Genomic DNA, 23,518 nt, shown 5'->3' with positions numbered 1-23,518 from the left:
CAATGGAAGAGGACGCGGCTCGTGTGCCGACCCGGAGGGGGCCGCTATGAGTCCTCATGCAGACGATCGACAGATCCTCTCGGAGATCGAGCAGGGTCTCATACGCGACGACCCCCGCCTGGCATCGCTGTTCGGAACGTTGGAGCAGCGGCTTCCGCAAGAGCCTGAACCGGAGTCAGACGGTGAGGACGTACGCCCGAAGCGAGATCGCCGCGTGGTCGTGGCGATCGTCCTGGCCGTCATCGCGGTGCTGGCTCTCCTCCTCACCATGATCTGGAGCGCTTCCCCGGCCCCGCCCGCCGACGACACCGGGCCGGGCCCGCTCACCCTGTCCGCACCCGTGTCCACGACGTGGATGTAGCACCCGTGTGCCGCCCCGCGGCGCTCACGCGCCCGGGACCGCAGCCGCCGCACTGCCCTGAGACGCTCACGCGCCCGGCCCGAAGGGCGCGGGAGATCGCCCGAGCAGGGCGGCGAGTCCTGCCCGGGTCGCGGCGACCACGACACGGTCCTCGGGGCGCAGGACGTAGCCGGGGTGGAGGTCCCACAGCAGGCCGGGAGGGTCACCGGCGTCCTGGGCGGTGGTGAGGTCGGGTGTGCGGGCTTCCGGTGCGTTGGCGTCGAGAGCCAGGATGCGCCAGGCCCCCGGGTTGAAGGCCTCCGCGACCGTCCTCCCCTCGAACTGGCGCTGCCCGGCGACGTCGAGCGCGGCGAAGAGCAGTACGCGGCGCTCGACGGGGATCGCGCCGAGGATCTGGCGTCCCATCATGGCGGTGGCGAAGGCGGGAGCCGCGAGCGTCGACACGCTGCGGCTTCGGGTGAGCGCCTCCGGATGCGCGGCGCGCAGGGTGCGGTAGACGGCGGTGGCGAAGTCGTCGTCGTACAGGCGCAGGGCCACCAGCAGATCCGGTGCGAGCGTGCGCGCGTAGAGAGCGGCCTCCAGGTTGGTGGTGTCGGCGCTGGTGAGTGCCAGCAGGGCGTGCGCGCGGTGGATCTTCGCCGCCTCCAGGACGCCTTCCTGGGTGACGTCGCCGAGGACGACGGGGACGCGCAGCGTACGGGCGAGCGCGATGCCGCGTGCCTCGTCGTCGTCCTCGACGCACACGACGGGGATGTCGAGTTCGCGGAGCTGGACCAGGACGCGGGTGCCGATCTTGCCCAGACCCAGCAGGACGACATGGCCGGTGAGCCCGCGGGGCGGTCGTCGTAGAGCGGCGGCGCTGCGGTAGGCGCCGAACGCCTCCAGGGCGCCGGCGATCAGCAGGGGGAGGAGCGCGAGCCCGAGGAGCCCTGCGAGGAGTTGCAGGACCTGGCGAGCCGTGGATTCGCCGAGGGCGGGGTCACCGATCGCGAACAGGTCGAGCAGGGTGAGGTACGCGGCGTGCAGCGGATGGTCTCCGGTGGTGAGCCACGAGGCGACGGCCAGTGCGGTGACGGCGGCGACGACGCCCGTCAGGACCCAACGCAGACGTCGCGAGAGGAGTTCCTTGGGCGAGGCTCCGCGGCTCGCGCGGAGCCGGGGTGTGGGCGCGTCGTGGGTGACGGCCTCCAGGACGACGGCGCCGCGGCCTGGCGCCGCGCGTACCGCGCCTTCGTCGGGGAGCAGCTGTGGTGCCTGCGTACCGCTGCGGTCGGAGCCTTCGGCGCCCGCCGGGTCGCTGGTCGTGGCCGACAGCAGGGCGAGGGTCGCGAGGCCGGTTGGGGCCACGTCTCCGGGGTGGGCGGGTATCTGTTCCGCGGCGCGGAGCAGTAACCCGTCGGCCTGGACGATCTTGCGGGTACCGGCGACGGCGGTGGCGGCGAGCGCGGGGGCGGCGGTGTCCGCGTCCGACAGGACGATCGTGCAGGCGTCGAGGCTGCCGCGCTCGGCGTCGGGCAGTGTGAGATCGGTGGCCTGGTCGAGCAGCTCCGCCATGCGTCTGCCGAGGTTCCGGTTGTACATCCGCAGGACCAGTCGGATTCTCGGGTTCAGGTGCCGGGCGAGGAACGCGGCCCGCATGTTGATCTCGTCGTCCTCGTAGAGCAGAGCGAGGGCCGCGGCCCGGCCGACACCGACGTCCCGGAGGGTCTGCTCGCCGGGTGCGGCGGCGTTCACCTCTCGTACGCCCGCGGGCGGGCTTGTCGCGCCTTCCAGACCGTGGGGCGGGGGCACGATCAAGGAGACGCTCTGCCGGTAGACATCGGCGAGCTCCGCCGCGATGCGGTGCGCGAGTGCGTCGTCCCCACACACGAGCATGTGCTCGCCGGACTGCGGCCACTCGGTCGGCGGCACTACGGACATGACTTCCCTTCGGACACCGCGGCCGCGGACGATCGTGGCTGCGGTGGACGATCGTGGCTGAGAGGGAGGGGAGTCATGCCTCCCCTCCCGGGACGCCTCAGTGGTCGGTGATCTCGACGGCTCCGTTGTCGGTCGGAGTGGCGGTTGTGGTCTCCGGTGCCGGCTTGGGCCGTGTGATGCCCTGGAGGAGGGCGGCGAGGTCGATGCCGGTGGTGGAGGAGAGGAGTTCCATGCCCTGGGTGACGTTGTCGGTGACGGTACGGGTCAACTGGCTGGCGCCGTCGGTGGAGATGACGGTCATCCTGTCGACGGCCGACAGTGGTTCGGACGCCTTGGCGACGACCTGGGGCAGGACCTCGACGAGCATCTGCAGGACGGCCGCGTCGCCGTACTGCGCGAACGCGTCGGCCTTCTTCCGCATCGCCTCCGCCTCCGCGGAGCCCCTGGCCCCGATCGCGGCGGCCTGCGCCTCGCCCTCGATGCGTACGGCGTCGGCGAGTGCGGCGCGGTGGGCCTTCTCGCCCTCACCGGTCAGACGGGAGCGCTGGGCGTCGGCCTCGGCCTCCTTGACCAGGGCGATCCTGCGGGCCTCCGCCTCCTGCTCGGCCTGGTAGCGGGCGGCGTCGGCGGGCTTGCGGACCTGGGTGTCGAGCTGACGGTCGGTCAGCGCGGCCTGGCGCTCGGCGACCTTCTCCTGCTCGGCGAGGATCTGCTGCTGGCGGTCGGCCTCGGCGAGCGGACCGGCGGCGTTCGCCTGAGCGGCGGCCTCATCGGTCTGGGCCTTGATCTCGGCCTGCTTCAGGTAGAGAGTCCGCTGAGCGATCGCGATCTCCTCCTCGGCCTTCAGCCGGGCCTGCTCGGCCGCGCGGCGGGCGACGGCCTCGGCGATGTCGGCCTCCTGCTTGGCACGGGCCGCCTCCGGACGGCCGAGGTCCTCCAGATACGAGCCCTCGGTGGTGATGTCCTGGATCTGGAAGGCATCCAGCACGAGCCCCTGCCCCGACAGGCTCGCCTCGGCCTCCTCCGCGACCTGGCCGGCGAACGCGGCACGGTCACGGATGATGTCCTCCACCGACATACGCCCCACGATCGACCGCAGCGCGCCGGACAGCACCTCCTGGGTGAAGCCGACGATGCCGTCCTGCTGCATCAGGAACCGCTGCGCCGCGGCCCGGATCGAGTCCTCGGTCCCGCCGACCTTGACGATCGCGACACCCTCCAGATTGGCCTTGACGCCGCGCAGGGTCACCGCGCCGCGCACGGCGACCGGAATGTGCCGGCTGGACAGGTCGAGGGTGAACTTCTGCTGCACGAACGGCACGACGAACACACCGCCGCCGACCACGACCTTCTGGCCGCTGTTGTCGGTGAACACCCGACCGGTGGCGGGGTCGGTGGCCTGCTTCCCACGCCGCCCGGTGATGATGAACGCCTCACTCGGCCCCGCCACCTTGTAACGCGTGATGACCACGAGGGCGAGCAGAACGACGAGTACGACAATGCCCAACACAGCAGTGAGGACAGGGTTCATGAGGAATCCCCCTTGAAATGCGATGCGTATAAGCGGAAAAGGCGGGCGTGGGCCCTCAGTGTTCGACCGGGCGGACTTCGACGGAGGTCGGCGAGAGCACTGTCTCGACCCAGATCTCGGCGCCGCGCGGCACGGGCGAGGCTGCCTTGGCGGCGAACTTCATCGGCTGCCCGCCCAGGAAGAGCAGCACTTCGCCGTAGCCGTCGGCCGGGATCGCCGTGACGACCGAGCCGGACGTCCCGGCCAGGTCATCGCCGCGTGGAGCGGGTTCGGTCCCGTGACGCATCAGCCCCCGGCTGACCCGCCAGGTCAGCCAGGCCACGGCGACACCGGCGAGCACCCCCGCACCGACGGCGGCCCCGACCCCGAGGCCCGTCGTGCCGAGCGTGATCGCGCCGGTGAATCCCAGCATCGACACGAACCCGGCGATCACCGGCAACGACAGGAAGCCGTCGACGGCTCCCCCGAATCCGTCGAGGGCCCCTTCCAGGATCCCGTCGAATACCAGGGACAACACCAACAGAACGAGACCCGCGATTCCGAACGCGAGAAACCAACCCATGCACCGTCCCCCCTCGGTCCTGGACTCGGCTCATGCCTCACACGGCGTTCGATTGCGATTGCCGATTGCCGGAGCCCGGAAGTCCTTGCGCATTCTCAGCCGCCGAACGGCACCGATCGCCACCACAGGGTTGCGAGGCACCGAGTCGCGAGCGAAGCTTCCCGCTCTGCGAATTGGAGAACGCGCCCGCCCAACTCGGCATGCGGCGAATCCCGCGGAAGCTCTCTCATTGTTTCATGCCGTCAACGAATTCAGCATGGGTGCCGACACCCATTGACATGAGCCTGCCCGTGTGGGTCAACGCCCTTCCTTGCTTTGCGCCGGAAGAACCGAGGAAGCCTCGGTGTTGCCCGTGTTCAGGGGCGGACCGTATAACGTGGCAGGCCGTTGTCCGGGCCGGGGCGGATGGGTGCGGGTGAATCCGCCCGGGGCCGGAGTCGATCGGAGGGGAACGTCGTGCGGGTCAGCCTCAAGGACGTCGCGTCGCACGCGGGTGTGTCGATCAAGACGGTGTCGAACGTCGTGAACGACTTCCCGCACGTGACGCCGGCGATGCGCGCACGCGTGCAGCGGTCGATCGACGAGCTGGGCTACCGGCCGAACCTCGCGGCCAGGCACCTGCGGAAGGGCCGCACGGGGATCATCGCCCTCGCCCTGCCCGAGCTGGGCAACCCCTACTTCGCCGAGCTGGCCGCCTGCGTCGTCGACGCGGCCGACGAGCGGGGGTACACCGTGCTCCTCGATCACACCGGAGGCCGGCGTGACCGGGAGGTCCTGGTCAGCCAGGGCTTCCGTTCCCGCGTGATCGACGGCCTCATCCTGAGTCCGCTCGAGCTGGAGCCGGAGGATCTGGCCCTCCGCTCGGAGCAGGTTCCGCTGGTGCTTCTCGGCGAGCGCGACTACGACCTGCCGTACGACCACATCGCCATCGACAACGTCGCCGCCGCGCGGGTCGCCGTGCGGCATCTGATCGACCTGGGCCGCCGGGACCTGGCGTTCCTGGGGGCACGGCGCGGGCAGCAGAGCCGTCCCGCCCTGCTGCGGTTGCGGGGGTGGCGTGAGGAGCTCGACGCCTCGGGCCTGCCCAACGACGAAGGCCTGGTGGCGACCACGGAGGGCTGGGGACACGCGGACGGGGCACGCGCCATGGCATACCTCCTCGACTCGGGGCGGCGCCCTGACGCCGTGTTCGCGTACAACGACCTGATCGCCATCGGCGCCATGCGGGTGCTGTCCGAGCGCGGACTGCGCGTGCCGGAGGACGTCGCCGTGGTGGGGTTCGACGACGTCGTCGAAGGGCGCTACGGCGCCGTGACGCTCACGTCCGTCTCGCCCGACAAGCCGGCCATCGCACGGGCCGCCGTCGAGGCCGTCCTCGCCGGTCTCCTGGACAAGGAGTACGTGCCCCGGCGTGTGCAGGCGGACTTCGAGCTGGTGGAGCGGGAGAGCACGCTCGGCCGTCGCTGACCGCCCGGACCCCGGACGGTCCGGGACCACCTGCGTACTCTCCCGCCCCGAGCCCGCGCGCGTGCGTCCGCGCGGGCCCCGGTGTCGTCGACCGGCCGATCAGGCGGTGTGGAGGGTCAGGCCGTAACGTCCGAGGATCTCGTTGACGGGCTGGAACCACGTCTCACCGCCGGAGGAGCAGTTGCCCCAGCCGCCGGAGGTGACGCCCTGGGCCTGGTCGCCGCTGATGAAGGACCCGCCGGAGTCGCCTCCTTCCGCGCACACGCTCGTCTTCGTCATCTGATGCACGGCGCCCTGGCTGTAGTTGACGGTCTCGTTCTTGGCCAGGACGGTTCCGCAGTGCCAGCGGGTCGTGGAGCCCGAGCGGCAGATCGACGCGCCGACGGGAGCCTCGGCCGACCCGCGGACGAGCCGGTCCGGTACGGTCCCCCAGCCGAGCACCACGGGCACCGTCCACCAGCCGCTGTGGATGCTGACGTACGCGTAGTCGTCGCCGGGGAACGAGGAGCCCTGGAAGGTACCCATGGCGGAGCCGTCCCAGCCGCGTACGGCGGCGCCGGCCCGCCCGCAGTGCCCGGCGGTGACGAATCCACCGTGCACGGAGAAGCCGATGGAACAGCGGACGTTGCCGGTGTAGTACGGATCGCCGCCCACGGTGCCCGCGGCGTAGGTCTGCGGAGCGTTCGCCGTCTCGACGACGGTGACAGGGCCCGTCGTGCGAGCTCGTGCGACGAAGGCGCGCACGGCGGGCTCGCTGCGGGCGGCCCGGATCACCGTGAGGACGACGCTGTTGGACCTCGGGTCGACGTGCCAGCCGGCGACGCCGGCGGGAGCGGCAAGCGCGTCCAGGCGGGACTTGGCGCGGTCGAGCGTGGCGGCGCTGTGACGTACGAGGCGCGTGTCGGCGCCCAGCGCGCGGACGTCGGCCTCCTCGTTCCGGTCGGTGAGGGCGACGACGAGCCGTCCCGTGGTCGCCTCGAACCAGGCTCCGCCGTAGGAGCGGCCCGTGATGCGGCGTGCGTCGCTCTCCACGCGCGTCGCAGCTTGCTCGGCCCGTAACCGCTTCTCGGCCTGGTACTTCGTCAGGCCGAGGTCCCGCTGCATGGCATCGAGGAGCCCGGACGACACCGTGGGAGGGTCGGCCGCGGGGGCTGCGCTCGCGGTTCCGGAGTGGGCACCGCCGAGTCCGACGGTCAGCAACAGGGCCGCGACGGCAGCGCGGAGGGCGGATGTGCGTCTCACGGGGCCTCCTGGTGAGGGGAATCAAAACCGCCTGAGAGCGCTCTCAGTGAGCGCCACGACCACGCTAGCGGGAGAAGCTTGTCAGGTCCAGACCAACTGCACCCGCGGCATCCGCCCCGTCGCGAGGCGCGCTCGCGACGGGGCGGCACACGCGCGGGGCTCGTGCTGGGCATCGATGGATCGAGCGGCGCGGCCCTCCGGCCGCGCCGCTCGGTACTACGGCTTCTCCTGGGCGTTGAGCGCGGCCACCTCCTCGGTGGTGAGGGCCCTGTCGTAGGCGTGGACCTGGTCGACCGCACCGTTCCAGAAGTCGACGTTCCCGCCGCTCCACCGAGCGCGGCCCACGGAGAGCGGTCCGGTGCTCACGTCCGCCGGTCCGGGGGAGGCGGTCGCCACGAGGGCGCCGTCGACATAGAGCCTGATCTCGTTCTTCGCTGCGTCACGGACGCCGACGAGGTGGTACCAGCGGCCCGGTTCGGGGGTGGTGACGTAGCGGGCGCGGTTGCCGCCGGGCGTGCTGAAGGCGAAGGCGCCCTGCCCGTACTGCAGGTAGAAGGGGTTCTCCTGGCGCCGTCCGTCCTGGCTGACCACGGTCGCGTAGTTGCCGGGCAGGGAGTCGAGCGTCGCCCAGGCGGAGACGGAGTAGCTCGTGGTGGTGTCGAGCACGGGGCCGTCGGTCTGGGCGTACTGACCCTGGCCGTCGAACGTCAGGGCGCTGCCGCTCACCCCGGGGGTCCAGGTGGTGCCCTCGGTGAGTTTCAGGGGCTTGGCGTTGGGGCCCGCGTCCCGTGCCGTGGTGCCGGCACCCTCGTCGAGCGCCCAGGAGCCGCCACCCTTCAGCTGGTCGCGCTCGCCGGCGGCGGCGCCCGCCGCGATGACCTTCAGGTTGATCTCCCGTACCCGCACCGGGTCGATCTTGATGTCCCGACGGTCGTACGTGTAGAGGCCGTTGAGCTCGTTCTCCAGGTCGGAGATCTGGGTGTAGACGGAACCGGAGAGTTCGGCGCCGGCGGCCTCGAGGTAGTACTTCTCGGTGTTCTCGACGTACTTGCGGGTCAGCGCCTCCTTGTCGGCGACACCGCTGTAGATCACCGTCGGGGCGCCCGGCCACATGTGGCCGGGGGTGCGCAGGGTGAAGCCGCCGTGCTCACCGTCCATCGCGGCCCGTTTCGTGTCGGGGAAGGCCGGGTCGGTGTTGTTGTAGTCGTGGTGGTCGATGATGTCGCCCTTGCCCGAATCACCCTTGGAGTTGCAGCAGTTGACGCCGCTGTGGGCGTTGACGACACGGGAGGGGTCGGCCTGCTTCACGGACTCGGCGACACGGCCGGTCTCCTCACGGTTCCACTCGCCCCAGCCCTCGTTGAAGACGATCCAGCCGATGACGGACGGCGCGCTGTGGTGCTGCCGCATCATCTCCCGACCCTGGTCGACAAATGCCTTGCGGCCCGTCTCGTCGGTGAGGTCTCCCGAGACGAAGTCCTGCCAGACCAGCAGGCCGAGGCGGTCCGCGTGGTAGAACCAGCGCGGCGACTCCACCTTGATGTGCTTGCGTACGGCGTTGAAGCCGAGCTTCTTGTGCGCCTCCAGGTCGAAGGCGAGCGCCTGGTCGCTTGGCTGGGTGTAGAGGCCGTCGGGCCAGAATCCCTGGTCGAGAGTGGCCAGGGAGAAGACCGGCTTGCCGTTGAGCACCAGCTTCCGGAAGCCGCCGACCTTCTCGATCCCGATCTTCCGCATGCCGAAGTAGCTTCCGACGGTGTCGGTCGACCTGCCGTCGATCAGCTTCACGTCGAGGTCGTAGAGGTACGGGTCGTCCGGGCTCCACAGGCGCTGCTTCGCGACGGGCAGGCGCAGCTCGCTGTTGGCCGGGCCGGTGACCCGGCCGACGACCTTGCCGCGGTCGTCGCGGGCGACGGCCTCGACACGGGCCCCGCCCGAGGCGTCGTCGGACTCGACGGTCACGGCGAGGGTGCCGGTGTCGATGTCGGGAGTCGTAACAACGTTGTCAACGGAGACGGGGGCGACGGGTTCCATCCAGACGGTCTGCCAGATGCCGGAGGACTGGGTGTAGAAGATGCCGCCCGGGTTGGTGGATGCTTGCCGGTCGGCTGGTTCCGGCCGCCGGTGTCGGTGACCGCGACGACGACCTCCTGCGGTCCGGTCCCCTTGATAGCGTCGGTGACGTCGGCGCTGAACGCGTTGTAGCCGCCGGTGTGCTCGGCGACCTGCCGGCCGTTGACCCAGACGCGGGCCTGATAGTCGACGGCGCCGAAGTTGAGCTTGAGCCGGTTGCTCTTGTCCCCCGTGCCGACCTTCCAGTCCTTCGGCACGTTCACGAGCCTGCGGTAGAACATGTGGTCCTCGTGCCGCTCGATGCCGGAGAGCTGCGACTCGACCGGGAACGGCACGGTGATCTTCTCACCGAGCTCCTTGCCGAAGACCGGCTGTTCTCCTGCGTCGGCACCGGCGAACTGCCAGGGCCCGTTGAGGTTCTTCCACTTGCCGCGCACCTGCTGCGGACGCGGGTACTCGGGCAGCGGGTTCTTCTCGTCCAGCCGGTCGCCCCACTCGGTGGTGAGCCGGTGAGCCGAGGCGTTCGTCGCGGAGCGGAGGATCTGCGGAACGGTCTCGTCACCGTTCTTCAGGCCGCCCTGTCCGTCGTAGTCGACCCGGACGCGCTGGCTCTTCTGGATCGGTTCGGCGAGGGTGACGAGTACGGAGTCGCGGTCGTCCGGGGCGACCGCGACGGAGCGGATCGGCATCGGTGTGGTGTCGGCCTCGACGGTGAGGTGGTCCTTGACCGCCCCGAGGCCGGAGACCTCGTTCTCGAACCGCGCGCGCAGCCGGCGGCCGCTCTCGTCGACGGTCAGCTCCACCGGGTAGACCTCGAAGTCGGCGGGCGGGGTGAACGCCGACTCCGGCACGAGCTGCTTGGCCGTCGTCGGAGTCGACCAGCGCAGGAACATGTTCGCTCCGCCGACGTCCTGGAACATCTCCAGACGGAAGTCGCGCTTCTCGCCGGCGGTGAGCCTGACCGGAGCGCTGGTCTGCTCCTTGTCCCAGTCCGGTATCCAGTGATCGATGACCGGCTGTCCGTCGATGAAGAGACGGAAGCCGTTGTCTCCGATGCCGTAGAAGGTGTAGTCACCGGTGGCCGGCGCCTCGATCCGGCCCGTCCATCGGGCGGTGGTGTGTTCGGCCTGTCCGGTGAGGCTCTGGAAGGTGCCGGTCAGACCGGAGAAGTCGATCTGCGGGTCGAGGGACGTACCGCCGAGTTCGGCGAAGTCCCGGGCTCCAGGGGCCGACATGCTGAAGTACTCGCCCTTCAGGCCGTGCACCTCGATGGCGGGGCTCTGAGCGGCGGGGGCGGACGCGGCGCGGGCCGGCTCCGCGGCCGACGCGGTGGGAATCAGGGCGCTCGTGGGCAGCACCAGGGCTGCCGCGGCGAGCAGCGCCCACATTCTGGTTCGGGGGCGGGTGTGTCGTCGTGTCATCGAATCTTTCCTCGTGGCAGAGGGGAATCGGAGCAGGACCCGGGAGGGGGTGACGGCTGAACCGCCCGTGCGAAGTGCCATGTTCGTCCCGGCGCCCGGGTGTGCCCGGAGGTCGCCGCACGGTCGCGTGGGCGGGCTCGGGCCGACGGCGTCCCGGCCCTGCGCAACAAGGGCACGGGGTGGTCGACAGCAACGACCAGCCGTCATTCCAACGTTGGAAAACTGTGTGCAGCGGAATGACAGCACGCCGTCCGGCGGCTGTCCAGACCCCTGGCCGTGCTCGACTGATTGCTCGTCACTCCCCGTACGCCATGGCGCGGTTGAAGCTCCGGCACGCCACCCGGAAACCTTGCGCCGCACTCTTGCCGCGCATCGCAGGGCGCGGTTATAACGTTGTAAAGCCGCCGCGGCCGCCCCGCCCCGTGACTGCTTCGAAGCCTGGTTCTCCCAGGTCAGACCCGCTCTTATCAGGCCTGTCGGTCTTCCACGGCAGGTTGACAACGTTTTCCACCCCGCGCGACCGCACGCCACTCGGCGGTGCTGTCCCCCGCCAAGGAGTGTCCTCAGATGACCCTTCCGCAGAGAACCCGCATGCTCGCCGTCGCCTGCCTCGTGGCCGCCACCGCCTCGCTGGCACTGTCCGGTTGCGCCAAGTCCGAGACCTCGAACAACGCGGGCGGCGACAGCAGTCAGGGGGCGCAGTCGGTCCGGACACCCTCGGCTTCGGCCGGACCCGGCTGCACGCTCACGAGCTACGGCGCCCCGAAGCTCGACCTCAAGAACGCCGTCGTGGGCTTCTCCCAGTCGGAGAAGGAGGCCAACCCCTTCCGTATCGCGGAGACGCAGTCCATCAAGGACGAGGCCGCGAAGATCGGCGTGAAGAAGCTGCTGACCACGAACGCCCAGTCGCAGCTGTCCAAGCAGATCAGCGACATCCAGGACATGCTGGCCCAGGGCGCGCAGTTCCTGATCGTCGCCCCGCTCAACTCCGACGGACTCGAGCCGGCCTTCCAGGCGGCCGCCGCGAAGAAGGTGCCGGTCCTCACGATCGACCGCAAGGTCAACGCGACGGCCTGCAAGGACTATCTGGCCTTCCTGGGCTCGGACTTCGTCGAGCAGGGCAAGCGCGCCGCCGACGCGATGATCAAGGCGACCGGCGGCAAGGGGAAGGTCGCGATCCTCCTCGGCTCCTCGGGCAACAGCGTCACCACCGACCGCACCAAGGGCTTCGTCGACCAGGTCAAGGCCCAGGCGCCGGGGCTGGAGATCGTCGCCCAGCAGACCGGCGAGTTCGCCCGCGACAAGGGCCAGCAGGTGATGGAGCAGCTCATCCAGTCGAAGCCCGACATCACGGCGGTCTACGCGGAGAACGACGAGATGGCCCTCGGCGCCGTCACCGCGCTCAAGGCCGCGGGCAAGGCTCCCGGCAAGGACGTCAAGGTCGTCTCCATCGACGGCACCCGCAACGCCGTACAGGCCCTGGCCGACGGCGAACTCAACGCCGTCGTCGAATCCAACCCGCGCTTCGGTCCTCTCGCGTTCGCCACCGCCCAGAAGTTCTACGCCGGGGAAGGCATCCCCGAGGACGTCATCATCTCGGACCGCGCCTACGACCCGGCCAACGCCGAGGAGTCCCTCGGCGGGGCGTACTGACCTCGCGGTCTCGTCCGGGTCCGGCCGCCGATCCCGCGTGGACGGCGGCCGGGCAGGAGCGAGTCCCCCGGGCCGCGCGGGCCACGAATCTCCCTGGGGCATGCGGTCGTCCCCGCCTGCGGCGGCCCGCCCCCACCCACACGATCGATCTCCGGAAGGCCACGTTCATGGCACCCCCCGAAGCGGCATCCCCCGAAGCGGCACCGTCCGCGGCGAGCGGGACCGCGCCGTCGGTCGCGCCGACGGTGCTGGAGGCGCGCGGCGTCGGGAAGAGATTCCCCGGTGTCGTCGCCCTCGACGACGTCTCGTTCACGCTCCGCGCCGGCGAGACCCATGCGCTCGTCGGTGAGAACGGCGCGGGCAAGTCCACCCTGATCAAGGTACTCACCGGCGTACACCGGCCGGACAGCGGCGAGTTGCTGCTGTCGGACCGCCCGGTCCACTTCTCGCGCCCCTTCGAGGCGCAGCAGGCCGGTATCTCCACGATCTACCAGGAGGTGAACCTGGTCCCGCTCATGAGCGTGGCGCGCAACATCTTCCTCGGCCGCGAGCCCCGGACCCGCCTCGGACTGATCGACTTCACCCGCATGCACGCCGAGGCCACCGCCCTCCTCGGCGGGTTCGGCGTCACCGTCGACCCGCGTCGGCCGCTGCACACCCTGGGCATCGGCTCGCAGCAGATGGTGGCGCTCGCCCGCGCGGTGTCGGTCGAGGCGCACGTGGTCGTCATGGACGAGCCCACCTCGTCCTTGGAACCGCGCGAGGTCGAGACGCTGTTCCGGGTGATCGGCGATCTACGGCGGAAGAACATCGCCGTCGTCTACGTGAGCCACCGCATGGACGAGCTGTACCGGATCTGCGACCGGGTCACCGTGCTCCGCGACGGCCGGCACATCCACACCGGCGACCTGGCCGCCCTGGACCGGATGCGGCTGGTGTCCATGATGCTGGGCCGGGAGATGTCCGAGGTCCGCCGGGACGGCGTGACGAGCTTCGCGGGCGAGGGCCACGACATCGCACGCAAGCCCGTCCTCACGGCCGACGGGCTCGTCAGGAAACACCAGTTGGACCATGTGTCCCTGGAGCTCCACCCCGGCGAGGTGCTCGGCCTCGGCGGCCTGCTGGGCTCCGGCCGCAGCGAGACCGCGAAGGCACTCGCCGGAGCCCTGCCGCTGGACGACGGGCGGGTCGCCATCGACGGCGCACCGCTGGGCCGGTTCTCCTCCGCGCGCGCCATTCGCGCCGGGATCAGCCTGCTGCCGGAGGACCGCAAGGCCGAGGGCATCGTGCCCGGCCTCTCGGTCCGCGAGAACATCGTGCTCGCGGCGCTCCCCCGCCTCTCACACGCCGGCATCGTCTCGCGCGCGCAGCAGGACCTTGTCGTCGACATCTTCATGAAGCGGCTGCGGATCAAGGCGTCGAGCCCCGAGCAGAAGGTCGGCGAGCTGTCCGGCGGGAACCAGCAGAAAGTCCTGCTGGCGCGCTGGCTGTGCCTCGAACCGAAGGTGCTGCTGCTCGACGAACCCACCCGCGGCATCGACGTCGGCGCCAAGGCGGAAGTCCAGGCCCTCATCGACGAACTCGCCCAGGAGGGCCTCGCCGTCCTGCTCATCTCGTCCGACATCGAGGAGCTCGTCGAAGGCTCCGACCGGATCGTCGTACTGAGGAGCGGGGCCACCGTCGGCGAGCTGACCGGCGATCAGGTGACGGAGAGCGCGCTGCTCGCCGCGCTCGCCGACCACTCCCCCGCCCCGTCCTCGCCGGCCACGGAGGAACAGGCAGCCACCCGACCGGCCACGGACGAACGAGCCACCGCCCGGCCGGCCAAGGACGAACAGGCCGACAGCCGACCGGCCTCGAGCGACGAGGCGCCGTTGAACGATCAGCACGTCCCCGCCCCCGCCTCGGCGACGACCACGGGCGCCGAGGAGGACCCCCGATGACCACCCGGGCGACCGCGGCTCCGGCCCGCGGCTCCACACGACTCAGCGCTCCCGCGTGGTTCCAGGAGTACGGCGTCTACGCTGCGGTGGCCGCGCTCCTTCTCTTCAACGCGGTCTTCACCGAGCACTTCCTCACGGTCGACAATCTCCGCACCCAGCTGATCCAGGTCGCCCCGATCGTCATCGTGGCCCTCGGCATGGCGCTGGTGATCGGCACCGAGGGGGTCGACCTGTCGGTCGGCTCCACCATGGCGCTGGCGGCGGCGCTGCTGCCGCTGTACCTGGGCTACGGCCTCGTGCCCGCCCTGCTGATCGCGCTGCTCGCCGGCGCCGTGGTCGGGGCGGTGAACGGCACCCTTGTCTCGGTGGTCGGGCTGCAACCCATCGTCGCGACCCTGGCGCTGTTCGTCGGCGGGCGCGGTCTCGCCCTCGTGATGGCGGACGGCCGGCTCAAGCAGATCGTCAACCCGGACCTGCTGTCGCTGGGCACCGGAAGCTTCCTCGGCATTCCGCTGGTCGTCCTCATCGCGGCCGTACTGGCGCTCGCGGTGGCCTTCCTCGTCCACCGGACCACGTTCGGGCGCCAAGTCGTCGCGATCGGCGGCAACCGGTCCGCGGCCGCCCTCGCCGGGCTGCCCGTCAAGCGGGTGCTGACCGGGGTCTACATCCTGTGCGGGGTGCTCGCCGCCCTGGCGGGCGTCCTCGCCACCGCCCGGCTCACCGCGAGCGACCCGTCCTCACTGGGCACCTTGATGGAGCTGTCCGCGATCACCGCCGTGGTCGTGGGTGGGACCCCGCTGAGCGGCGGATCCATCCGTGTGCTGGGGACCGTCGCGGGTGCGCTGTTGATGCAGTTGCTGCGGGCCACGCTCGTCAAGCACGACCTGCCGGACTCCACCGCCCAGATTGCCCAGGCGGCCATCATCGTCGCCGCCGTCTACGTCGCACGGGAGCGCCGATCCCGATGAACCTCATCTCCTCGCTCGCCTCACCGGGGTCGAGCGCCACGTCACCCGCGCCCGCCGGGAACGGAGCCGCCGCGGACCGCACGGGGGCCGGGGCCTCGGGCCGGGAGCGGCTCGCCGCGCTCCTGCAGCGACAGGGCGTGCTCGCCGTCCTGCTCCTCGTCGTCCTGATCGCCTCCTTCGTCTACCCCACGTTCGCCACGCTGGACAACGCGCGCGGCGTGACGGTCCAGGCGTCCTTCCTGGCCATCGTGGCGCTCGGTATGACCCTCGTGATCATCACCGGTGGCATCGACCTCTCCGTCGGCTCGGTCTTCGCGCTGGGCGGCGTGCTCGCCGCGTGGGCCTCGCAGTGGGGCGTCCTGCCGGCGCTGCTCGTGCCCCTCGTGGTGTGCGGAGCGATCGGAATGGTCAACGGGCTGCTGATCGCCCGAGCGGGCATGGCGCCCTTCATCGTCACACTCGCCTCGCTGCTCGGGGCTCGCGGACTGCTGCTCGCCCTGACCGACGAAGGGGCCACCACCTATCTCGTCCCCAAGGACTCGGCGTTCGCCACGCTCGGCCAGGGCGGCGTCGGGGGCTTCGGCCACCCGATACTCGCCGCGCTCGTCCTCTTCGGCATCGGTGGACTCCTGCTCCAGCGCACGTCGTTCGGCCAGACGCTGTTCGCCGTCGGCGGCAGCACCGACGCTGCCACGCTGATGGGACTGCCTGTCGCCCGCGCGAAGGTGACGGTGTATCTGCTGAGCGGACTGCTGGCGGGATTCGCCGGCGCCGTCAACGCGGCACGACTCTCGTCCGGTGTCACGATCATCGGCACCGGCATGGAGCTCGACGCGATCGCCGCCGTCGTCATCGGTGGAACCCTGCTCGTCGGGGGCGCCGGATCGGTGAGCGGCACCTTGTGGGGCGTCCTGCTGCTGGCCGTCATCCAGAACCTCATCAACCAGATCGGTTCGCTCAACTCCTCGTACCAGTCGGTGGTCAGCGGCGGATTCCTCATCCTCGTCGTGGTCGCGCAGCGGTACTTGTCACGCAGCCGAAAGAGCACCTGACGCCGACTCCCCGGGGTCCGGAGACCACCGGGCCCCGGTCTCCGGGACCCATGCCGACCAGAGCCGAACAAGAGGAGTGCCGTGGGCGTCAGCCTCAAGGACGTCGCGCAGCGGGCAGGCGTGTCGATCAAGACCGTGTCCAACGTGGTGAACAACTACCCCCACGTCACACCCCAGATGCGCGCCAAGGTGCAGCGGGCCATCGACGAACTCGGCTACCGACCGAACTTGACCGCCCGGCATCTGCGCAAAGGGCGCACCGGCATCATCGCCTTCGCCGTGCCCGAACTGGGCAACCCCTATTTCGCGGAGCTGGCCGGTGCCGTCATCGACGCGGCGGCCCAGCACGACTACACCGTGCTCGTCGACCACACCGCGGGTCTGCGCGAACGGGAACTGCTGGTCTGCCAGGAGTTCCGTTCCCATGTCATCGACGGGCTGATCCTCAGCCCCATCCACCTGGAGACGGCCGACCTCGTCGCCAGGCAGGAGACCTCGCCCCTGGTACTGCTCGGCGAGCGCGAGTACGACGCTCCCTACGACCAGATAGCCATCGACAACGTGGCGGCCGCGCGCGACGCGGTCCGCCATCTCCTGGACCTCGGCCGTGGCCGTATCGCCTTCCTGGGTTCGCGCACCGGCCGCGAGCGCCAGCCCGCGCACCTGCGGCTGCGGGGCTGGCGCGAGGAGCTCGCCGCGGCGGGCCGGGAAGCGGACGAGAGACTGGTCGTGGCCACGGACGGCTATGGCCGCGCCGACGGAGCCGCGGCCATGGCGGAGCTCCTGGAAAGAGGGGAACGGCCCGACGCGGTCTTCGCGTACAACGACCTCATCGCCCTCGGCGCCATGCGCACACTCACCGAACGAGGTCTCCGGGTCCCCGACGACGTCGCCGTGGTCGGCTTCGACGACATCGAGGAGAGCCGCTACGGCGCGACCAGCCTCACCACCGTCTCCCCCGACAAACAGGCCATCGCCCGCCTCTCCGTCGACCGACTCGTCGAACGGCTCAGCGGCGGAGCGGTGTCCGAGCCCCGCAGGATCAGCCCCGGGCATCGACTCGTCGTCAGGGAGTCCACCACGGGCGGACGTTCCGGCAGCCACAGGGAGAGCACAGCACGCTCCAGCGGCGCCTCGGCCCCGACAGCCGAATGACCCCGCGCGCCGGTTCGCCCCCTTCGCTTCCGCTCGCGTCCCTTCGCACCCGCTCCGTCCGGACACCGCTCGCACCGAGGACTCATCATGCCCCGACCCACCGTCCGCCACCGGCCGTTCGGCACCGCCCCGAGCGGTGAGGACGTCGGCCTCTGGAGGCTGGAATCCCCTTCCGGCGTGTACGCCGAGATCCTCACGTACGGAGGCGTCCTGCACGGACTGGGCGTACCCGACACGCGGGGCGAGACGGCCAATGTGGTCCTGTCGCTCTCCTCGGTCGACCAGTACGCCGAGAAGAGCCCCTACTTCGGTGCGGTGATCGGCCGGTACGCCAACCGCATCGCCCGCGGCCGCTTCGCCCTGGACGGCGCGACGCATCGCATCCCGGCGAACGACCGCGGCCACGCCCTGCACGGCGGTCCCGGGGGATTCGACACCCGGGTGTGGCGGGCGGCTCCCGTCGCGGGCGACGACACGGTCGCGCTGCGCCTGTCGTTGCACAGCCCCGACGGCGACATGGGGTTCCCTGGCGCGCTCGACGTCACGGTCACCTACGCCCTCGACACGGCCGGCACGCTGTCTTTCGCGTGCGTGGCCACGACCGACCGTCCGACCGTGGTCAGCCTCAGCAACCATGCCTACTTCAACCTGGCGGGGGGCGGGAACGTCCTGGGCCACACCCTGCAGGTGGACGCTCCCGCCTATCTGCCGGTCGACGCCGACGGGATTCCGCTCGGCCCCCTCCGGGACGTGACGGACACCGCATTCGATCTGCGCTCGCCCCGACTCCTCCGGGAGCCCGTCCGGTCGGCCGACGAACAGATCCGCAGGGCCGGCGGATACGACCACTGCTGGGCCCTGTCCGGCGAGGAGGCGGGGCGGCCGCGGCGCGCCGCCCGCCTGGCGGCTCCGGCGGGGACCCGCGTCATGGACGTGTGGACCACGGCACCAGGCGTCCAGATCTACACCGCCAACCAGCTGGACGGCACGCTCACCGACGACACCGGGCGTGCCTTCGAACGGCATGGCGCGGTCTGCCTCGAGACACAGCACTTCCCCGACGCCCCGAACCGACCCGACTACCCCAGCGCCGTGCTGCGCCCCGGTGCGACGGCTCACCGCTGCACCGAGTTCCGCTTTCCCCACCTCGCGTGCGGCGGGGCGGGCCGCTGAAACCACGGGTCCGATGTCGGTGGGTCACCGGGAGCAGGGTCGGTCACGAGGACCCGGCGAGGGAGCCCTCGCCGGGTCCGCCCGGTCGGGCGGAGCGGACTGGCGACCGGCGCCGTTCCCGCCGACCGTCCGTTCCCATGCCGCCGTGAACATCTCGTGCAGCGGCGCTGTCGGCAGGATCCGTTCGAACGGGGCACGGATCGCGTTGCCCCACAGCGGCCGCACCTCGTACGCACCCAGTTTCACCGTCTCCAGCGGCAGGTGCGGGGCCTTCAGCTCGGTCCACTCACCCGGCAGGAACACGGTACGTCCGGCCCGCGCACGCTTGGCCTCCACCACCGCGCCGGTGGCGAGCAGCTCGGTCCTGACCTCCGCGAGCCGCTTGGTCGACCAGCCGTTCCACCGTCGGACGTTGCGGTCGGTGGGCGCGGCCAGCGTCGCCACCTGGAGGTAGAGCGCCGCCGCGTCCGCGCCGACACCGAGTTCCCGCGTCACCCGCGTGATCAGCTCCGGGCAGGACTGCCGCGGATCGGCCTCGTACGCGCCGGTCCGCACGGCTCCCGAGCGGGTCCGCAGCATCATCCGCTCCAGGCCGCCGCCGGGCAGCAGCGGTGCCACGCGGTTCAGTTCCTCGGTCAGATCGGTGACTTCCCTCACCCGTCGCCACACGTCGGGATCGGCAACCGCCGCGGGCCGGAGGAAGGCGGCGCCGCCGGGCGCGCACACCACGAGAGGCCCGGAGTCGTACGCGGTGACCGGGACCGGACCTTCTTTCTCGCAGCGGTCCATCGCCACCGGCAGCAGCCCGTGCCCGAACCGCTCGGCGATCCGCTCCGAGGTGTCCTGGACCCGTCCGCCGGGCAGCTCCAGCAGGAGTTCCGGACGCTCCAGTTCGGCCAGCAAGCGCTCGTACAGGGCCGTCGCGCGTGCCACCGCCGGGTCGCCGACGGGCCGGTCGGTCCATGCCCACACCAGCGCTCCGGCGATCCGATCGACCGGGAGGCCCACCGGGGTGCCGTAGGGCAGTTCGGGTCCGGGTGGCGGAACGGCCCGGACCTCGGCCCCGATGCCGTACGGAGTCGCCGCCAGCTCCCAGTCGGCCGCCTCCACGGTCGCGTCCTCTGCCGCCTCGTACCCGCCGGCCAGCCGTCGGGCCCACACCTCGCAGAGCCCCAGGTCGGCCTCCAGGGCGTCGGCCGTGTCGTCGTGCACGGCGGGCAGCGCACCGAGGAGTTGCCGCCAGACACCGGCCATCCGGTCCACCGCCGCCTCGACGCCGCCCGGGCGCCACAGCTCGGCCGGGTCCTCGGGCAGGGCTGCCGCCAGGACGGCTCGCCGGCCGGTACCCCCGAGCCGTGTGTGCAGCCGCTCGTACGACTCGACCGTCATCGGGGTCGCCTTGTAGGGGGCCTTGCGCGCCAGCGCCCGGTCCTCGTCCCGGTCGCTCCCGCCGACCAGCCCGGCCACCACGAGCCGGGCCACGGCCCTGCGTACACCGGTCAGTTCGGCGAACCGCGCGGCCGCCGACTCCGGCACCGGGACCGGCCCGTGCGTGTCGACCGCCGCCACCACGGCCCGGAGCCGGGTGGCGTCGTCCCGCTCCACGTGGACGAGCCGCGCCTCGGGAACCGCCGCCGGAACCGGATCGCCGTTCCCGTCGTCAGCGGCCGGTGCGGTGAACCAGCACTCCTCCCCTCCGTCCCGCACCGCGGCGGACGCAACCGGAACACCTGCCTCGCGCAGCCCGTCCAGGGCGCCGGATTCGGACGTGCGGCCCACCCACCACCGGCTGCCCGCACGGGCGAACGGCTGGTCGGCCCACGTGTCCAACAGTGCCAGCAGAGCGGCCCGTGCCACCTCCGGGGTGGGCGCCACCGCCGCCCGCCACGCCACGGCGTCGATCGAGCCCAGCAGTTGTGACCAGTCGTGCGGCGCCGCCGGCGGAGAGAGTCTCCGCACCTCCTCCACGATCGTCCCTGCCAGGCAGGAGCCGTCGGCGGCGAGCGCCCCCAGCGTCGCCGGAAGGGCCGCGTCGGGGGTCCCCCGCCATGCGTCGCGCATTCCCTGCGAGACCAACCCGACCAAGGCGGGCATCAGTTCGGTGTCCGGCGCGGATCGGCGAGGCCCCGCCGGCGGGGCCTCGGCGAGGAGAGTGACGCGCCGGTGCAGGGCCCGCCTCCGCTGCTCCACGCGCGCGGCCCGTTGGGCCACCGCCACGACGGCGTCCGTCAGCACCGGGTCGGCGACATCCGGCAACTCCCTGGCCACGGCCGCGCGCAACGCCTCCGCGCCGTCGAGGGCGGCAGTCAGCAGCGTGTCCGCCGTCTGCCGCTCCACGGACCGCAGTGCTCGGGACCCGGCTGCGTCCCGGGTCCGCAGGAGGTACCAGAAGGCCGGTGGCAGCGCCACGCCCCCCGATGCGGTGACCCTTCGGGCCGGACTCGTCCGAGGGTGCTGGGATGAGCGGTGCCCGTCCTGCTCCCACAGCAGTGCGCCGTCCGCGGTGTAGGCGCGCACTCCCGTCCGCGTCTCCGCCTCGGCGAGGACGACGTCCTCCACCGCGCCCTCCGGCGGCGCCCACAGGCCCCAGGGCTTCTGCCCCTGCCGGTCGATGGCGAACGGTGCCGTGCGCCCGTCCACGCTCTCCACCAGGAAGCGGTCGGGCGCGTGATCACGGTAGCGGGTGCGGAACAGCACCCGGGTGCCGACGAGTCCGCCCCGGCTGCCCAGCGGGGAGTCGGCCAGAGCGGCGGGCAGCGGAGCCAGCTGCAGGGCCTCCACAGCCAGGCTCATACCCTCCTCGGACGGTTCCGCCGCCGGATCGGTGCTCGGGGCGCGACCCGGGAAGTCCGGGAGGGCCGTCGGGCCCTGGCGGACCCCGGTGACCGGGTCCACGACCTCCCAGGGTTTCCTCCTGTGGACGGCGTTGGTCCAGATCCGGGAGCCGTCGCCCAGTTGCAGCTCTTCCCGGTCGATGCCGTCCGTACCGCCCGGGCGCAGCACACGTGTGCCGCCGTGCCGTCCGCCGCCGTCGGCCGTCTCGAACTGGAAGCCGTACGCCCCGTCCAGACTGCCGCCGAACGGCACCAGCCCGCCGACCATTTCAGGCGTGAACGGCTCCTCCGGGCGGTCGGCCCACACCGCGGTGTCGCAGAAGCCGGTCGACAGGCTCCAGCTCACCAGGAAGGAACCGCCCACGTAGTGGACGGCGAACTTGGTCGCGTCCTGCGGCACCGTGAACCGGCAGGAGCCCCGCACGCCTTCGGGCGCGACGGCGACCGCCCGGTCCCGCCCGAACACCGTCAGCACCGGCCAGGTGGACGTCACACCGGCTACGCCGGGCACGGTCGCGTCCGCCTCCTCGGGCCCGGCGTCCGCCGCGAACTCGGCGTACACCGACTCCAGGGCCGGCCAGGCCAGTTCCTCCGGAAGCCCGGCCGCCAGCGAGCGCCGCAGCGCGCCCGCGGCGCCCGCCCCGGCGAGGGCGTCGGCGATGCCGCCGAGCGCCGTCACCGTCGGCCGGTCCAGCAGGGTCTCCAATTCGGTCACGGCCTCTTCGGCCCCGGCCATGCCACCGCCCGCGACCGCGTCGACGAGCTTGCCGACCCGCCCTGCCACTTCCTGGGCGATGCCCTCGTTGCCCGGCAGCAGGGTCACGGCCGAACCGGGCTGCCGTCGGCGGGCCATGGACCGGTTCGGCAGCAGGTTCGCGTGCACGGTCCCTTCCAGCCTGCCGCCGAAGACCGGATCCGCGGCGAGCGCGGCGAGGTCCCGGCGGGATCGCTCGCCCCAGAAGCGCATCCGGATCTCCGGGCCCGGGTCGACGACCGCGACCCCGGCCGCCAGGGTGGCGTCCAGGACGTCCGCGTCGAAGCCCTGGTAGTGGTGCCGGGTGGTGTGCAGGGTCACCGGGTCACCCTCGGCTCGCAGTCGCGGCCCCAACCGGCCCACCAAGTCGAGGAGTTCCGCGGGGAGTGGCTGCCTCCCCACCCCTCCGCCGGACTGGGCCGCGTACTGGTACATGCGCACGAAGTGTCCGACCCAATGGTGCAGCCCGCCCTCCGGGACCACCCGCCCGGTCTCCATCGCCTCCGTCGCGCCGCATGCGATCAGCATCCGAAGCCACGCCCCGCCGTCGGTGACGCCGTCCGGAAAGACCTCCACCAGCCCGGCCGCGACCGCCTCCGTCGGCGGATGAGCCTCAAGGACCGGCGCCGCCGCGGTGAGCAGAGCGTCCGGCACCGACTTCTTCCGGGTGACGGACAGGATCGATCCCACCAGCCGGGCGACCTCCTCGTCCCCGTGTCCGGCCGCCTTGGCCGACGCACGCACCCGGCGCACGAGATCCGCCGGCAGGTCCGCCGGCGAGCCCGCCCACGCGGTCAGGAACGCGTCCAGGGCCGCATGCGCCGCGGCCGGCTCCAACGTCTCGGCGAGGAAACGCTGATGGGCCCCGAACTCCTTGGCGGGCATGGCCCCGCCCGTGGCGAACAGCAGCGCGTTGGCCCGGCGGTAGGCGGGATCCACCGGCAACCCGTGCTGCGCCTCCGCCGCCCGCGCCGCCGCGTACGCCCGCCCGCCCGGCCTGCTGCCGTAACCGATCAGCCGGTGGCCCACGGTGTCCCAGAACCACGGCAGGTGGGCCGGCGGCAGCCGCCGCGCGCGTGCGGCCATCGAGTCGACGAACCGACCGGGCTTGGTCCAGGACCGGTTGAGTTCGGAGCCCATGTCGTCGACCAGGTCACGGGCGGTCACGGCCGCGTCCGGGTCGTGTGCGGCGACCCAGTCGGCATAGGTCGTCGAGACATGCGTACCGGCGGTGGGCAACAAGGAATCAAGCGAGACGATCACGCCTGGATCGTCGCATGCGCCACCGACATCGCCCCCGTCGGCCGACATGGGAACCGGACGGTGGCCGACTGTGCTGCCGGGGGCCGGCGCGGGGGTGCCGGCGCCCCGCGGGGGGGGGGGGGCGGGATAGGGCGGGGGGTCACCCCCCC

Annotated in this window: 13 protein-coding genes and 1 pseudogene; 8 read left to right on the top strand and 6 right to left on the bottom strand. The window is 71.6% G+C overall.

Going from position 1 to position 23,518, the window contains the following annotated elements:
- Nucleotides 1-46: 46 nt before the first annotated feature.
- The gene (locus tag ACFC0D_RS30405) at nt 47-361 is read left to right on the top strand and encodes a DUF3040 domain-containing protein (RefSeq protein WP_376442772.1); all 315 of its coding nucleotides are present in this window, start codon (nt 47-49) and stop codon (nt 359-361) included.
- A gap of 66 nt (nt 362-427) precedes the next feature.
- On the opposite strand, the gene ACFC0D_RS30400 is transcribed toward ACFC0D_RS30405, so the two are convergent.
- The 3 genes from ACFC0D_RS30400 to ACFC0D_RS30390 all read right to left on the bottom strand — a co-directional run bounded on the left by ACFC0D_RS30400 (nt 428) and on the right by ACFC0D_RS30390 (nt 4,374).
- Complete coding sequence (locus tag ACFC0D_RS30400; RefSeq protein WP_376442769.1) at nt 428-2,281, bottom strand: NAD-binding protein; 1,854 nt, start codon at nt 2,279-2,281, stop codon at nt 428-430.
- Nucleotides 2,282-2,378: 97 nt separating this feature from the next.
- Nucleotides 2,379-3,812, bottom strand: a complete 1,434-nt coding sequence (locus tag ACFC0D_RS30395; protein WP_376442766.1) for a flotillin family protein — start codon at nt 3,810-3,812, stop codon at nt 2,379-2,381.
- A 55-nt stretch (nt 3,813-3,867) separates the two neighbouring features.
- Nucleotides 3,868-4,374 (bottom strand): hypothetical protein, encoded by a 507-nt coding sequence (locus tag ACFC0D_RS30390; RefSeq protein WP_376442763.1) that lies wholly within the window; start codon nt 4,372-4,374, stop codon nt 3,868-3,870.
- A 456-nt stretch (nt 4,375-4,830) separates the two neighbouring features.
- Between ACFC0D_RS30390 and ACFC0D_RS30385 the strand changes: the two genes are divergently transcribed.
- Nucleotides 4,831-5,841, top strand: a complete 1,011-nt coding sequence (locus ACFC0D_RS30385; RefSeq protein ID WP_376442760.1) for a LacI family DNA-binding transcriptional regulator — start codon at nt 4,831-4,833, stop codon at nt 5,839-5,841.
- Nucleotides 5,842-5,940: 99 nt separating this feature from the next.
- On the opposite strand, the gene ACFC0D_RS30380 is transcribed toward ACFC0D_RS30385, so the two are convergent.
- Both ACFC0D_RS30380 and ACFC0D_RS30375 read right to left on the bottom strand, forming a co-directional pair.
- Nucleotides 5,941-7,083, bottom strand: a complete 1,143-nt coding sequence (locus ACFC0D_RS30380) for a S1 family peptidase (protein ID WP_376442757.1) — start codon at nt 7,081-7,083, stop codon at nt 5,941-5,943.
- Between the two features lie 216 nt (nt 7,084-7,299).
- Nucleotides 7,300-10,574: pseudogene (locus tag ACFC0D_RS30375) on the bottom strand (LamG-like jellyroll fold domain-containing protein).
- Nucleotides 10,575-11,141: 567 nt separating this feature from the next.
- Between ACFC0D_RS30375 and ACFC0D_RS30370 the strand changes: the two are divergent.
- The 6 genes from ACFC0D_RS30370 (at nt 11,142) to ACFC0D_RS30345 (ending at nt 18,518) form a co-directional block, all read left to right on the top strand.
- On the top strand, nt 11,142-12,227 hold the full coding sequence (locus ACFC0D_RS30370) for an ABC transporter substrate-binding protein (RefSeq protein ID WP_376442754.1): 1,086 nt from the start codon (nt 11,142-11,144) through the stop codon (nt 12,225-12,227).
- A gap of 167 nt (nt 12,228-12,394) precedes the next feature.
- Nucleotides 12,395-14,170 (top strand): sugar ABC transporter ATP-binding protein, encoded by a 1,776-nt coding sequence (locus tag ACFC0D_RS30365; protein WP_376442751.1) that lies wholly within the window; start codon nt 12,395-12,397, stop codon nt 14,168-14,170.
- Nucleotides 14,167-15,138 carry an ABC transporter permease gene (locus tag ACFC0D_RS30360; protein WP_376442748.1) on the top strand — a complete coding sequence of 324 codons (972 nt, stop codon included), beginning with the start codon at nt 14,167-14,169 and terminating at the stop codon, nt 15,136-15,138. Before ACFC0D_RS30365 ends, ACFC0D_RS30360 begins: the two co-directional genes overlap by 4 nt.
- Complete coding sequence (locus tag ACFC0D_RS30355; RefSeq protein WP_376442745.1) at nt 15,135-16,190, top strand: ABC transporter permease; 1,056 nt, start codon at nt 15,135-15,137, stop codon at nt 16,188-16,190. The genes ACFC0D_RS30360 and ACFC0D_RS30355 overlap by 4 nt, the downstream gene beginning before the upstream one ends.
- An 81-nt stretch (nt 16,191-16,271) precedes the next feature.
- Entirely contained in the window at nt 16,272-17,345 is a 1,074-nt protein-coding gene (locus tag ACFC0D_RS30350) for a LacI family DNA-binding transcriptional regulator (protein ID WP_376442742.1), read from the top strand.
- Between the two features lie 87 nt (nt 17,346-17,432).
- Nucleotides 17,433-18,518 carry an aldose epimerase family protein gene (locus ACFC0D_RS30345; RefSeq protein ID WP_376442739.1) on the top strand — a complete coding sequence of 362 codons (1,086 nt, stop codon included), beginning with the start codon at nt 17,433-17,435 and terminating at the stop codon, nt 18,516-18,518.
- A gap of 24 nt (nt 18,519-18,542) precedes the next feature.
- Here the strand turns inward: ACFC0D_RS30345 and ACFC0D_RS30340 are convergent, their stop codons facing one another.
- Nucleotides 18,543-23,369, bottom strand: coding sequence for a hypothetical protein (locus ACFC0D_RS30340; RefSeq protein ID WP_376442736.1), 4,827 nt, complete (start codon nt 23,367-23,369; stop codon nt 18,543-18,545).
- Between the last annotated feature and the right edge of the window lie 149 nt (nt 23,370-23,518).

The sequence above is a fragment of the Streptomyces sp. NPDC056222 genome, from assembly GCF_042264065.1.
GTDB lineage: Bacteria > Actinomycetota > Actinomycetes > Streptomycetales > Streptomycetaceae > Streptomyces.
The sequence above is the reverse complement of the archived record's forward strand: the minus strand, read 5'-3'. Positions and strand labels throughout refer to the sequence as shown.

What these genes read in the sequence shown, in the direction of transcription:
- ACFC0D_RS30405 (WP_376442772.1), top strand. Translation starts at nt 47, where the DNA reads ATGAGTCCTCATGCAGACGATCGACAGATCCTCTCGGAGATCGAGCAG.
- ACFC0D_RS30400 (WP_376442769.1), bottom strand. Translation starts at nt 2,281, where the DNA reads ATGTCCGTAGTGCCGCCGACCGAGTGGCCGCAGTCCGGCGAGCACATG.
- ACFC0D_RS30395 (WP_376442766.1), bottom strand. Translation starts at nt 3,812, where the DNA reads ATGAACCCTGTCCTCACTGCTGTGTTGGGCATTGTCGTACTCGTCGTT.
- ACFC0D_RS30390 (WP_376442763.1), bottom strand. Translation starts at nt 4,374, where the DNA reads ATGGGTTGGTTTCTCGCGTTCGGAATCGCGGGTCTCGTTCTGTTGGTG.
- ACFC0D_RS30370 (WP_376442754.1), top strand. Translation starts at nt 11,142, where the DNA reads ATGACCCTTCCGCAGAGAACCCGCATGCTCGCCGTCGCCTGCCTCGTG.
- ACFC0D_RS30365 (WP_376442751.1), top strand. Translation starts at nt 12,395, where the DNA reads ATGGCACCCCCCGAAGCGGCATCCCCCGAAGCGGCACCGTCCGCGGCG.
- ACFC0D_RS30360 (WP_376442748.1), top strand. Translation starts at nt 14,167, where the DNA reads ATGACCACCCGGGCGACCGCGGCTCCGGCCCGCGGCTCCACACGACTC.
- ACFC0D_RS30355 (WP_376442745.1), top strand. Translation starts at nt 15,135, where the DNA reads ATGAACCTCATCTCCTCGCTCGCCTCACCGGGGTCGAGCGCCACGTCA.
- ACFC0D_RS30345 (WP_376442739.1), top strand. Translation starts at nt 17,433, where the DNA reads ATGCCCCGACCCACCGTCCGCCACCGGCCGTTCGGCACCGCCCCGAGC.